The organism is Deltaproteobacteria bacterium HGW-Deltaproteobacteria-4, from assembly GCA_002841765.1.
GTDB lineage: Bacteria > Desulfobacterota > Desulfuromonadia > Desulfuromonadales > UBA2197 > UBA2197.
In genome coordinates this window covers 161,407-175,161 of sequence record PHAV01000002.1, presented here as the reverse complement: position 1 = coordinate 175,161, position 13,755 = coordinate 161,407, and the positions used below count along the sequence as shown (strand labels likewise).

Genomic DNA, 13,755 nt, shown 5'->3' with positions numbered 1-13,755 from the left:
CGCCGGACTTCAACCGCGCGGGTGATATTTCTGGTGGATTTTCCGTAACCCGTCACGGGTGACGTGCGTATAAATCTGCGTTGTGGCGATATCCGCATGGCCGAGCATCGCCTGCACCGCCCGCAAATCCGCGCCATTTTCCAACAGATGGGTGGCAAAGGAGTGGCGCAGTGTATGCGGAGTAATCTTCTTGGCGATACCAGCCTCCAAGGCGCGGCGCCTGATGATCTTCCAGAAACCCTGTCGTGTCAACCCTCCTCCATCCCGATTGAGAAAGAGAACCGGGACGATTTTGTCGGTCCGGTCGAGACGGGGCCGTCCGTACTTGCGATAGTCATCAACTGCTGCCAGAGCCGTATCGTTGAGGGGGATCACCCGCTCCTTGCGGCGTTTACCAAAAACAATGAGATAGCCGGCCTCGAAACGGAAATCTTCAACCCGCAGGGCGATCAACTCCGAAACGCGCAGGCCGGTGGCATACAAAACTTCGAGCATCGCCCGGTCGCGCAGACTGTAGGGGTCGTCTCCGTTCGGGGCGCGCAGCAGTGCTTCGACCTCGACAAGACTCAAAGAGTGCGGCAGGGCGGCGGCAATGCGCGGCGCACTGACCTGCAACGTCGGATTTTCGAGCGTGACCCCATCGCTACAAAGGAATTTATGAAAACTCCGCACTGCCACCAGCGCACGGGCACGACTGCGCGCCGAGAGGCCCGCCTCCTTCAACCTGGCAAGATAAAGGAGGATCAGCGCCGGTCGGATCTCGGACAAGTTGTCAACGTCACTGGCAGCCAGATGCGCCAGGTAACGCCCGAGGTCGCGGCTGTAGGCTTCCAGCGTATGCTTGGAACTCCCCTTCTCCACGGTCAGATAATGCAGAAACTGATCGAGATAAAGATCCAGCGGTTCGGCGCGGTTCAAATATCTTCCCCGATCCGCTCGATCAACTGCTGCCGGATGGTCGCCAGGCGCTCTTCGTCGCGGATCTTCTGTCCGAAGATATCCTTGACATAAAAGGTATCGGCCGCCTGATCGACCTTGGTCGAAATCCGCGACACACCGATGTAAAGGCCGAGATCCTTGAGGGTGCGGGTCATCTGATAAAGGAGGCCGACCTGGTCGTGGGAGAAGATATCGATGACGGTATATTCGCTGGAGACCGTATTGTCGATCTCGACCCGGGTCGGATAGCGGGGACGGGCCTTGGGGGTGAGAAAATCAGGGCGTTTCTGCTTGCGTACCAGTTCATCAACTCGCACCCGCCCTTCGATAACGGCACAGAGATCGCTCTCCACCCGCTCCCATTTACGCGGATCGGTGACCATCTCGCCGGCAGGAGAGCGCACCTGGAGGATATCGAGAGCAACGCCGTTCGACAGGGTGTTGATCTCGGCGCCGAGGATGTTCAGGCTGTTCGCCGCCATCACCCCAGTGATCAGGGAGAAGAGACCGGGCGCATCGAGGGTGGTCACCATTATCTCGCTGAACTCCCCGTCGCTGTCCTGACGGACAAAGATCTGCACGGTCTTCTCGCCGCGCTTCAGGACAATGCGGAGATGCTCGGCAATCTCGCTGGAGCGATGGGCGAGGAGATAACGCGTCGACAATGATTTAACATACTCGCGGAGAATGCGCGGCTCGAACTCGTCTTCGAGGAGTTCAAAGATCTTGCGCGTGCGGTTACGAACCTTCTCCGAACTCCGCTCACTGTGAAAGTCACCGCGTTCGAGGACATCGTAGACCTTCTCGTAAAGCTCCTGGAGAAGCCGTCCTTTCCATTCCGACCAGATATCCGGACCGACCGCCTTAAGATCGGCAAAGGTAAGGAGGTAAAGCATGCGCAGATTTTCGCTCATCTCCATGGTCTGGGCGACCTGATCGATGAGCTTGTCATCAGAGAGATCGCGACGCTGCGAAGTATTGGCGAGGACGAGATGCTGGCGAACAAGAAATTGGAGACGCTGGCTGTCCTCGCGGGATAGGCCGAGACGACGGGCAATGGTCGGTACCATGTCCGCCCCCTTGTTGCTGTGATCTTTTCCTTCCCCCTTGCCGATATCGTGCAGAAGGACGCCGAGCAGGAGGAGTTCGCGCTTCTCAATCTCCCCTGCCACCTGGGTCAGGACCGGTTTTTTGGCTGCATAATCGCCGCGCCAGACCTTACAGATCTCCTCAACGGCAAAGAGAGTATGCACATCAACCGTGTAGATATGGTAGGCGTCGTGCTGCACCTTGCAGAAGATATGGGCAAATTCGGGGATAAAGTGATTAAGAAATTGCAGATGGTGCATCTCGCGCAGGGTCTCGACAACGCCGGAGGGGCTGCGGAGAATTTCAAGGAAACCATCTGCCATAATTTTGGAACGCCGCACCTTGTCGTTGATCCGATGCAAATTGGCACGAATCAACCCTTTAAGCGGAACGCTGAGCTTGACGTTATGTCGCTGCGCCAACAGAAAGGCGCGCATCATAAGCGCCGGTTCGCGTTCAAAGAGATCATCGCTGGTCAGCGAGAGTTCACCGCGCAGGACATAAAATCCTTCTTCGACAACGCGGCGGCGCAGGTAGCCAAGGATGCCGAAAGACTTATCCCCCTGCTGCAAGGTTTTGTTAATCAGCGAGGTGGCGATATGTTCGACCCGCACCGCATGGGCGTAATAGTCCTGCATGAACTGCTCGACCGCCTGCCCCTTACGACTATCCTGATAGCCGAGAAAAGCAGCGATCTGTTCCTGCTTTTCAAAGTCGAGCTGATCGGTTTTGCGCGCCGCAAGGTAATGGAGTTCGTTGCGAATCCGCCACAGGTAATCGAGCGCCGCTTCGAACTCGGCGCCATCCTGATCGGTCATCACCCCCTTGACCACCAACTCCTGCAGTACCCGGCATTTGTATTTGACCTGCGCCACCCACAGGGCGGTATGGAGATCGCGTAGTCCGCCTTCGCCCTCCTTGATATTCGGCTCCAGGAGGTAGACCGATGAGCCGTACTTCTTGAGCCGCAAGCGCCGCTCTTCAAGCTTTTCTTCAATATATCTCTTCCCCTGCTTGACCCGGATCGTCGTGCCCACGACCTTTTCATACTGGCCATAAAGAGCATTATCGCCGGCCAGGGGACGGGAATCGAGGAGAGCGGTGCGGGCAGTCAGATCCTGATCAGCGATTTCCAGACAATCGCTGATCGAACGGACACTGAAACCGACCTCGAGTCCGAGATCCCAAAGAAGATACAGGACGCGGTCGGAAATCTCCTTGGCAAATTCCTTCCCTTCCTTCTCTTCGGTCAGAAACATAATGTCGATATCAGAACGCGGATTAAGCTCGCCACGGCCATAACCGCCGATGGCTATGAGGGTCGTCCGATCTTTCGGACCGCACGCCACCCCACCGGAGACACAGGTATACAGGTTGCGAATCAGAGTGTCGGCGACCGAGGTCAGACTCGCCACCACCTTGCGCCCCGAGGCACCGGACCGGTGTTCATCGCGAATACCGGCATGGTGGAAATCGAGGAAGGCACGGGCCGCGACCAGCAGGGCGGCGCGCCGCTCTTCATAAGGGGTGCGGGGATCGACGAGTTCAGGGAGGAAAAAGCGGCCGGAAGAGTGTAGAGGTTCGGTCATTGCTGTGCCACCACTTGTGAACTGCCGTCATAAGCGCGCAGACCGTCGATGATCGCCCTCGTCGTCTCTACCTGGTATTTGCGGGTGGCCAGGCGCGTCTCTTCCTCAGGATTACTGAGGAAAGCGGCCTCGACCAGGACAGAGGGCATATTGGCACCAAGGAGGACATAAAACGGTCCCTGCTTGACGCCGAGATTTTTCACCTCGCCGAATTCACGAGTGAGGCCGATGATCAGGGCGTGCTGAATATCGGAGGCAAGACGGCTCGACTCCTGAATCTTCGAGTGCGCCATCAGATCGAAAAGGATCTGTTCGAGATCGCTCACTGCACGCAGAGTGGTGCCGTTCTCTCGCGCTGCCACCGCCGCCGCCTTTTCATTCTTGGAGAAGTTAAGATAATAGGTTTCGACCCCGTGCGCCGCGCTGTTAGAACTAGCATTGACATGCAGGGAGACGAAGAGATCCGCCCCGACCTTGTTGGCAAGGGCGGTGCGCTCCTCCAGCGGGATAAAGGTGTCATCGTTGCGGGTCAGCACTACGTCCCAGCCGAGTTTATCTTTCACCTCCTCGGCAAGGAGGAGGGCCATGGACAGAACAATATCCTTTTCCAGCAGGCCGGAGGGGCCGACGGCGCCGGGATCCTTGCCGCCATGGCCGGCATCGATGACGATGCGGCGCGATGGACGCGAGGAGACTGGCGGCACGGGACGCGGAGCCAAAATCGCGGGGGGGGCGGCGGCAACGATAGCGGCAATGGGATCTGCCGCCGGCAGAGGCTGCGCTGTTGTTACCGGAATTGTGCCGGCACTGCCGGCAATATCGATGATGATACGAAAGGGATCCGGGAGAGTGAAAATCTTGTAATTATCGAAACTGAGGAGATCGAGAACAACGCGGGTGCGCCCGACTTCCGGTTTACCGGTGCGAATCTGGCGCAGCAGGCCGTCATTGACAACACTCGATTCCGGTAGACCGCCGACCGGCAGCGTTTCAAGAAGATCAAGGAAAAGGCGCGGCGGCGCACCGATGGCGGGATCGGCGGCAAGAAGTGTCGAAGTATAGTCCGTCGGTTGGGAAAGATCGATGACGATCCGGGTGTAGCCGGGGTTGGACCAGGAGCGGACACCGTTGAGTTGGCCACGCTCCCCCTTAACCACCGGTGTAAGCGGTGCAGATGGGGCAGGAGGGGCCGCAACCACCGGGGGCTTCGGGGCGGGCTTAGGGGCATAAACAGCCAGCCGCTTGAGCTCATCCTTTGCTTTGCCGGCATATTTGCTCTGCCCCTGTTCTGTCTTGATCCGCTCATAAACTCGATACGTGGCAGCCGGGTCCTGCAGATTCTTTTCCGTCAACCGGGCGGCGGCCCACAGTCCGTCCGCGGCATATGGACTACTCGGTGCCGCATCGGCAACAGCAAGGTAGGCTTCCTGCGCGGCAGCAAAATCCCCGGGTAAACGGGAGATCAGCGCCATCTTTTCCTGCGCCGTCGCGGCGAGATAAAGAGCCTCGGCACTTTTGCCGTGGCGGGGATGGCGGGCACGGAAGGACTCCAGATCAGCAATCACCTTCACCCAGCGGTCGCGATAACTACGCGCCTTCCCCTTATCGGCATCAAGGCGGGTCAGGGCGGCCTTGGCCGCAGCGAACTCCTTGTCCGGATTTTTGCCCGCAGCGTCAGCACCGGGCGTCAGGAGCGTGCAGAAGAACAGGAGGAGAAGAAAGAATGTCCAGTGTTTTTTCATAGTAACCGTTTCAGTTGATCGAGAAAGTTGAGCGCTTCCAAAGGGGTCATGGTCGTCGGATCGCAGATTTCGAGCTCACGCCGGATCTCAGCACCGCTGCCGCTGTCAAAGAGGGCCATCTGCGGGGTGGGGGCTGACTTCTGCCCTCCCTTGCGGCTCTTGGCGAGGCGCGGCGCCCCTTCTTCCTCGAACTCGCCCGATTCAAGGTTGCGGAGGATCTCCTTGGCGCGTTCGATGATCAGCGGTGGCAGACCGGCGAGGCGCGCCACCTGGATGCCGTAGGAATGACTCGCCGGGCCGGCGACGATGCGGCGCAGAAAGATGACCTGATCGTTCCACTCGCGCACGGCGATATTGAAATTCTTCACCCGCGGCCGGGTCAGGGCAAGATCGGTGAGTTCGTGATAGTGGGTGGCAAAGAGGGTCTTGGCCGCGACGGGTGCGTGGTCATGCAGATACTCCGCCACCGCCCAGGCGATGCTGATGCCGTCAAAGGTCGAGGTGCCGCGGCCGATCTCGTCGAGAACAAGGAGGCTGCGTTCGGTGGCGTGGTGGAGAATGTGCGCAGTCTCGGTCATCTCCACCATAAAGGTCGAGAGGCCGCGGGCGAGATTATCACTGGCACCGACGCGGGTAAAGATGCGGTCGACCAGGCCAATGCGCGCAGATTTCGCGGGGATGGCACTCCCCATATGCGCCATCAGGGTGAGGAGGGCGACCTGACGCATGTAGGTCGATTTCCCTGCCATATTCGGGCCGGTGATGATGAGAATCTGTTCGTCGGCAAGGTTCATCCGCACATCATTGGGGACAAAGCGCTCAGCCAAACTCATGGTCTCGACCACCGGATGCCGCCCTTCGACGATGATCAGATCGCTGCTTTCATCAAGCTCGGGGAGGACATAGTTACGCTCGTGCGCCACTGTCGCCAGACCGAGGAGGACATCGAGCTGGGCCAAAGCCGTGGCGCTCCCCTGCACGCGTTTCCCTTCGGCAGCGACCTGCTGGCGGATCGCTTGAAAGAGCTCGTACTCGCGCTCGACCAGCTTCTCCTCGGCACCGAGGACCTTCTCTTCATAAACCTTGAGCTCGTCGGTGACATAGCGCTCGGCATTAGCCAGGGTCTGTTTGCGCTGGTAATGCTCAGGAATGCGCGCCACCTGCGAACGCGGCACTTCGATATAATAGCCGAAGACCCGGTTATAGCGCACCTTGAGAGTACTGATGCCGGTCTGCTCCTTCTCCTGCAACTCCAGCCGGGCAATCCACCCCTTCCCTTCCCGGCCGATCACGCGCAGCTCGTCAAGTTCGGCATCAAAACCGTCGCGGATCAAGCCCCCTTCCCGCAAAACAAAGGGGGGATCGTCGACAATCGCCGTGGCAATCAGTCCATACAGATCTTCCAGGGGATCGATATCACCACAAAGCGAAACCAGAAGAGGACTGGCGAGATCGTCAAAGCGGGCGCGCAGCGCCGGCAGCCGGCCGAGGGAGAGCCGCAGCGACACCAGATCCTTGGCATTGGCCGTCGCCATGGCGATCTTGCCGTTCAAGCGTTCGAGATCATAAACGCCGTCAAGGTCGCCCTGCAGATCACTCCGCAGCAGACTCTTCTCCACCAGCTCGGCAATCGCCGACTGCCGGGCACGGATCCGACTCAGATCCAACAGGGGCTGCTGCACCCAACGCCGCAGCAAGCGTCCCCCCATCGCCGTCACCGTGTGATCAAGGATGCCGAGGAGGGATCCTTTGCGGCTGTTATCGCGCATCGTCCCGACGAGTTCGAGGTTGCGCCGCGTCGTTTCGTCAAGGAGCATATATTCAGCGACCTGATAAGTCGCCAGAGCCCGAATATGACCGAGCGCCCCTTTTTGCGTCTCCTGCAGATAATGCAGGATGGCACCGGCCGCGCTGATGGCACCGGGGAGATCCTGACAGCCGAAGGCTTCAAGGCGCTCACAGTGGAAGAAATCACAAAGGAGGCCGCTGGCCCGATCGCGGGCAAAGATCCACGCCGGCAGACGGTTAAGCATCCGTCCTTCGAGGAGAAGGGCCAGCGTCTGCGCTGCCGCGAAACCGCTTTCATCATCGGCAATCAGCAACTCCGCCGGATCGATGGCGACTATTTCGCCCCGAGCCCCGTCGAGATCGGCAACTTCCGTCGCCCGAAATTCGCCGGTACTGAGGTCAAGGAGAGCAATCCCCCAGCGTCCTTCTTCCCCGGCGGCCAATGCCAGCAGGTAGTTGTTCTCCTTGGGCCGCAGCAACTCCGCCTCGGCCATAAGACCGGGGGTGACAATGCGGACGATCTCGCGACGGACGATTCCTTTGACCGACTTGGGATCTTCGACCTGCTCACAGATGGCGACCTTGTAGCCGGCTTCGACCATCTTGACCAGATAGGGCTGCACACTGTGATAAGGAATGCCGCAGAGAGGGACTTCGTCAACCGACCCCTTGTTGCGTGAGGTCAAAGTAATATCGAGGATGCGCGAGGCAATGACTGCATCCTCAAGGAACATCTCGTAAAAATCACCAAGGCGAAAGAAGAGGATGGCGTCCGGGCAGCTGGATTTAATCTCCAGATACTGGCGCATCATCGGGGTCAGATTGACCTGAGGGGGCGTTGAGGAGTGAGTTTCTGACATGGCGAAGATACTAACAAAAGGGGTCGCTTGGTGTAAACAGTTTATCCTGCTTGAATGTTGCGGCCCAGACTGACGCAGTCTGCAATTCACTGGAATGACGGGCGAGGAATGATGTGCTGCGGAGAGTTAATTCCGCCACCTTCAACCTTGCAAGCCTGCCTCCTTGCGTTATGAGTCCCGATAGTTTGCTTATTACTGACAACAGACATTAAAAAAACTTGTAGTTAGTTGCAATCCTTATTATAAATTGGAACAGGGTAATTATTAACGCACCCCGTCAGAGGAGAGTGAAACTGATGTTTTTTTCCACCATTGCCAGGGTAACGTTTTCCTTCCTGCTGCTGGTTGGCTTACTGATTCTTCCTGTTGCAGCCCTCTCCATCACGGTGCGGGCCGGGCTTGAGCAAAATCCTCCCCTCTCCTATATGGATGAGCAAGGCAAGCCTGCCGGTCTTCTCGTCGAACTCCTCGACCATGTGGCCGCCCGTGAAGGGTGGGAAGTCTCTTATCAGCCCGATACCTTTGATCGCTGCCTGGAAAAACTCCGCAACGGCGAGATCGACCTGATGGTAACCATTGCATACTCCAAGGAGCGGACTGAGCTCTACGATTTCAACAAAGTCAACATCGTCAGCAACTGGGGACACCTCTACACTGTGCCGGGCGCCAGCATCGAGTCCTACTTCGACCTTGAAGGGAAGAGAATCGCTGTGATGCGCAAGGACACCCATCATCAGGCATTTCGCTCCATGCTCAGCAATTTCGGTATCCACGCTGACTATCTCGAAGTCGACAATTTCGATCAGGTCTTCGCTGCCTTGCAGCAGCACCAGGTCGATGCCGGTGTTGTTGGCCGATTTTATGCCCTGAATGCCGAAAAGGCGTACAAGGTTGCGGCGACCCCGATCATCTTCAATCCCATTGAAGTTCACTATGCCACGCGCAAGGGAGACAACGGCAAGCTGCTGCGGGATATCGACCGCATTCTCCATGAGCTCAAGGCTCAGCCCCAGTCCTTCTATTATCAAGCCCTCGACCGCTGGTTTGGGGGGTTGAGCAAGGCAGCGCTGCCGCACTGGGTCAAACCGACCGTTTTCGGCGGACTCCTCCTTGTCGCCCTGCTCGGGGGATTTATCCTCTTGCTGCGACGTCAGGTACTCAATCGCACCCGCTATCTGGAACGAGAAGTCGCTGAACGCACAAAGGCCGAGGATGCCTTACGCGAAAGTGAGCAGAATTACCGTGAACTCGTGGAGAGCGCCAATGCCATCATACTGCGTCTCGACCCGCAAGATATGAACATCACTTTTATTAACGATTTCGGCTTAAGCTTCTTCGGGTTTTCCCGCGAGGAACTGGTGGGACACAGCATCCTTGAAACCATCGTCCCCGTCCGCGAGTCTGACGGCCGCGACCTGACTCTTCTCTTGGAGGAACTCAGAAAACACCCGGAGGAGTACCTGATCAATGAGAATGAGAACTTGCGAAAAAATGGTGAAAGGGTCTGGATCTCCTGGCGCAACCGGCCTATTCTCAACGCCCGGGGCGAACTCGTCGGCATTCTCTCCGTCGGTCAGGAGATCACCGAGCGCAAGAAGGCCGAGGCGGCAAAGCGCCTCTTCGATCAAGCCAAGGACGATTTCATCAGTACCGCCGCCCATGAACTGCGCACCCCCTTGACCTCAATAATCGGCTACGCTGACCTACTGTCCGGGGGAGATTTTACCCAGAAGGAAAAGAAGGAGTTTGCCCAGATCATTTCCGCCAAGGGTGAAGTTCTGTCGCGCATCATCGACGATCTTCTCGATATCAGCCGCATTCAGAGCGGGGTCTCCCTTCCCCTCCATTGCCAGCATGAGGATCTGCGAGAATTGGTCGTTCAGACCGTCCATAAGTTTGAATTGATGACACCTCAATACCGCTTCGTTCTTGATGTCACAGCACAAGTGCCCATTACCATTTTCTGTGACCGTGATCGTGTAGTCCAGGTGTTGGAGAATCTTCTCGGTAACTCTGTCAAATATTCCCCTTCAGGGAGTACGATTACGACATCGGTTGCCATCGATGGCGAAAAGGTCAGAGTAACCATAGCCGACCGGGGGATCGGCATGACCCCGGAGCAGGTGGAGCACATCTTTGAGAAGTTTTACCGCGCAGACACGACCAATACCGCCATCGGTGGTCTCGGCCTCGGCATGAACATCGCCCGGCAGATTGTCGAGTCCCACGGTGGCAACATCTCGGTCGAAAGCGCTCCCGGCGGCGGTACCCGTGTCAGTTTTACCCTGCCAATCTGTTGATTAAAAATGGTTCTCCATCGACTATCAAACTCCTGAACGATTCGAACAGGCGTTCTTTAAAATAGCAATTCAGGCAATCTCCCATGTCCTCTCTTATGAAGATAACTCCGCTTATTACCGGAAGACGTTGCCTCGCCGCCTTTCGCCTTGACCATGAGCCGTCGTCAACTGTATATGAAGGACAATTTTAAGGAGCGATCATGACCGAAAAAAAAGTCCTATCCATCAACGACCCGGCCTTTGCTGTCGAACATTTTCTCCCCGGCAGCCTGAGCGATGAAATCCGCATTGACCAGCTTATTGTTGCGCTGCTGTCGACCTTCTGCCGCGACTCGGTGACGGCCGGCGTTGATCCCCTGCGCGCCGGCGCGTGGGCCCGCGGCGCGGACTATTTTCTCCGCGACTTTGTTGTCGACCATTGCCGCAACAACCTCTTTTCCCTCCCGGCCGGACAAGTCCGCCACTTTGCCGGTAACTGGTACATCATCAAGACCGTTGAACCGAATCGCGCCGAGTTGAGTGAAATCCTTGAAGGGGTCGAGGCCTTTTACCGCTATCTGCAAGAGCACGGTAAAGTGACAAAAGAATGCTATGAGGAGGTAGCCGCCGCCTGTCACGATCTCGATTATTACGAAACACGGATCAATGCTTTCTGGGAGATCAGCGAAGGGGGCTATCAACCTTGGGATGAAGCCTGCTCACTGCAAAAGGTTACGAGCTGATTTATGGAGCAGAGTGCAAACTCGACCTTAAAACTCCGCGCCGCTCGCTATTCGATCTTCACCGCCCTGACCCTGGCGATCATGAAGTTTGTTGTCGGCCTCCTCACCGGCTCGCTGGCGGTAATTGCCTCGGCCGTCGATTCTCTCCTCGACATTGTCATGTCCGGTGTCAATTTCCTCGCTATCCGTCAGGCCGAACAGCCGGCGGATGACGGCCACTCCTTCGGGCACGGCAAGTTCGAAACCCTGGCTACACTCATCCAGTCGCTGGTAATCTCCGCTTCGGGGGGGTGGATCCTGGTCGAGGCGATTCGGCGCCTGAATGCCGGGGATTACAAGGTACAACAGATCGGCAATGGCGTGATCGTCCTTGCCCTCTCCATGGCAGCCTCCTTCTGGATCAGCCGCTACCTGCGCCGCGTCGGCAAAGCCACCGAGTCCTCGGCGCTGCAGGCAGATGCCCTGCACTTTGCCATGGATATCTACACCAACGGTGCGCTGCTGGCGGGACTGGTAATCCTCTCCTTTGTCGATGCGCCCTGGCTCGACCCGGTCATGTCGCTCTTTGTCGCCCTCTATATCCTCAAGGAAGCCCTCAGCCTCGCCCGCTATGCCCTGCGCGACATGCTCGACGCCGAACTCCCCGATGAGGTGCGCAACGAAGTTATCCGCCTCGTCAATGAGCACCACGGTGAACTCCTCGACATTCACAACCTCCGCACCCGCCGCGCCGGTTCGCAAAAACTCATGGATTTTCACCTCACCGTCTGCAAACACCTCACCGTGCAGGAAGCACACGATCTGGCGGATCGCCTCGAAGAAACAATTGCCAAAGAGATTCGCGGCGCCAACGTGACGATCCACGTCGAACCGTGCCGACGCCCGGATTGTCCCGGAACCGATAAGTGCGTCTCCGTCAAGAATCGTATCGCATAAAAAATGGTGCGCAACGAACTGCGCACCATGAACCTATAGCTCCCCTCCTTTGTTAAGGGGAACCCAACCTCGGGGCCTAAAGGGCTGGGGGTGGTACCCCGGCACCTGCTCAATCGCCGAAACAGATCCCGAGATCACGAGCCGTCAGCACCGTATCGCCATCGACCCGCACCCGCTTGTGGATCTTCAGTGCTTCTGCTAACGGCACCAGTCCGATATCAGGAGACTGGAGAGCAACCATGTGGTCGAATTTCCCCATCTCGATGGCGCGCACCGCACTGGTGCCGAAACGCAGGGAAAGGAGGCGGTCGAAGGTCGTGGGCGATCCGCCGCGCTGCAGGTGCCCGAGGACCATGGAACGTGTATCCTTGCCGGTGCGCTGGCTGATTTCCTTGGCGACAAATTCGGCAATCCCCCCGAGGACAACATGCTGACGACCGGGTCCGGCGGGACTTTTAATAATCACATCACCACCCTTGGGGAGCGCTCCTTCGGCGGCGACGACGATGGCATATTTGCGGCCATGCAGTTCGTTCTCCATGAGCTTGTCACAAACTTTTTCAATGTCGAAGGGGATCTCGGGGATCAGGATTATATCCGCATTCCCGGAAATACCGCTATTGAGAGCGATAAAACCGGCATTGCGCCCCATCACCTCCACCACCATCACCCGATCATGGGACTTTGCTGTTGAATGCAGACGGTCGATCGCTTCGGTGGCGATGCTCACCGCCGTATCGAAACCGAAGGTGAGGTCGGTTCCGCCCATATCGTTGTCGATGGTCTTGGGGACACCGACCAGCGGCATCCCTTTTTGCGCAAAACGGTGGGCAATCTCCATACTTCCGTCACCACCGACTGCCACCAGGGCATCAAAGCGGAGACGTCGGAAGTTATCCATGATCTTGTCCGACATATCCCGCTGCTGGCATTCTCCAGCGACATTGCAAACCGGCATCATGAACGGGTTGCCTTTGTTGGTGGAGCCAAGGATAGTTCCTCCGACACTGGCAATGCCATCGACCTTCTCCGGAGTCAGGGTAATGATCTCATCTGTGTTGAGGAGACCGGTATAGCCTGTTTTTATGCCGTACACTTCCCATTGCCGGGTGTAGGCCGCCATGGTGACCGCCTCGATGACGGCATTCAAGCCCGGCGCATCTCCGCCGCCGGTATTGATACAAATCTTCATCCTTTTGGTCATTTGGTGCCTCCGTAGGGGCGGTTCATGAACCGTCCTTCTGTCGCCGTAACGAATATAAAATCCGGGCAATTCATGAATTGCCCCTACTATTCCAGGGCAATAATCTCCCCCGCAATCCCCTCACCGATAGTCAGGATGCCGAGAGAATGGAAGGGGGCGTTGCGCCGATCGGTGGGGCTGCCGGGATTAAAGAGGAGTATGCCTTTCACGACATGACAGGCCGGTTGGTGGCTGTGGCCGTAAACGATGCAATCGACCTGCTCACCGCTAAAGGCCCGCAAGATCCGCTCTTCGAGATCGTACTTGGCACCCCAGCCATGGATAAGGCCGATCCGCTTCCCTGCAATCGGGATAATCCGCCGCAACGGCAGCTCGGGGGGATCGAGATTGCCGCGCACCGCCAGCATCGGCTGCGGTAACAGCGGCAGAAGTTGCGGATCGACAACATCGCCGGCATGAAGAATCAACTTTGTGCCGGCAAAGTGGTGCTGACAGCAGGCCAGCAAGGCCGCTAGCCGCGTATCACCGAGGGTCAGATGAGTATCGGAAAGGACACCGACGCGCACGGACTCACTCATTTTCGAAC

The 13,755-nt window shown here is 57.5% G+C and carries 9 protein-coding genes; 3 read left to right on the top strand and 6 right to left on the bottom strand.

What is annotated here, in order from left to right; translation table 11 throughout:
* Positions 1-9 precede the first annotated feature (9 nt).
* Genes CVU69_02200 through CVU69_02185 form a run of 4 tightly spaced genes read right to left on the bottom strand, consistent with a single transcriptional unit; the run spans position 10 to position 8,007 of the window.
* Positions 10-900: a site-specific tyrosine recombinase XerD gene (locus CVU69_02200; GenBank protein PKN13591.1), complete on the bottom strand. Its 891-nt coding sequence runs from the start codon at positions 898-900 to the stop codon at positions 10-12.
* 14 nt (positions 901-914) lie between these two features.
* Positions 915-3,617, bottom strand: a complete 2,703-nt coding sequence (gene glnD / locus CVU69_02195; protein PKN13506.1) for a [protein-PII] uridylyltransferase — start codon at positions 3,615-3,617, stop codon at positions 915-917.
* On the bottom strand, positions 3,614-5,359 hold the full coding sequence (locus CVU69_02190; GenBank protein PKN13505.1) for an N-acetylmuramoyl-L-alanine amidase: 1,746 nt from the start codon (positions 5,357-5,359) through the stop codon (positions 3,614-3,616). Before CVU69_02190 ends, glnD begins: the two co-directional genes overlap by 4 nt.
* Positions 5,356-8,007, bottom strand: coding sequence for a DNA mismatch repair protein MutS (locus CVU69_02185; GenBank protein PKN13504.1), 2,652 nt, complete (start codon positions 8,005-8,007; stop codon positions 5,356-5,358). The genes CVU69_02190 and CVU69_02185 overlap by 4 nt, the downstream gene beginning before the upstream one ends.
* A gap of 296 nt (positions 8,008-8,303) precedes the next feature.
* On the opposite strand from CVU69_02185, the gene CVU69_02180 reads away from it, so the two are divergent.
* The 3 genes from CVU69_02180 to CVU69_02170 all read left to right on the top strand — a co-directional run bounded on the left by CVU69_02180 (position 8,304) and on the right by CVU69_02170 (position 11,965).
* Positions 8,304-10,307 carry a hypothetical protein gene (locus CVU69_02180; GenBank protein ID PKN13503.1) on the top strand — a complete coding sequence of 668 codons (2,004 nt, stop codon included), beginning with the start codon at positions 8,304-8,306 and terminating at the stop codon, positions 10,305-10,307.
* A gap of 200 nt (positions 10,308-10,507) precedes the next feature.
* Entirely contained in the window at positions 10,508-11,029 is a 522-nt protein-coding gene (locus CVU69_02175) for a hypothetical protein (protein ID PKN13502.1), read from the top strand.
* A gap of 3 nt (positions 11,030-11,032) precedes the next feature.
* Positions 11,033-11,965 (top strand): cation transporter, encoded by a 933-nt coding sequence (locus CVU69_02170; protein PKN13501.1) that lies wholly within the window; start codon positions 11,033-11,035, stop codon positions 11,963-11,965.
* Between the two features lie 109 nt (positions 11,966-12,074).
* Here the strand turns inward: CVU69_02170 and CVU69_02165 are convergent, their stop codons facing one another.
* Together CVU69_02165 and CVU69_02160 are read right to left on the bottom strand one after the other, a co-directional pair.
* Positions 12,075-13,169 carry a 6-phosphofructokinase gene (locus CVU69_02165; GenBank protein PKN13500.1) on the bottom strand — a complete coding sequence of 365 codons (1,095 nt, stop codon included), beginning with the start codon at positions 13,167-13,169 and terminating at the stop codon, positions 12,075-12,077.
* Between the two features lie 86 nt (positions 13,170-13,255).
* The gene (locus CVU69_02160; GenBank protein PKN13499.1) at positions 13,256-13,747 is read right to left on the bottom strand and encodes a YfcE family phosphodiesterase; all 492 of its coding nucleotides are present in this window, start codon (positions 13,745-13,747) and stop codon (positions 13,256-13,258) included.
* Between the last annotated feature and the right edge of the window lie 8 nt (positions 13,748-13,755).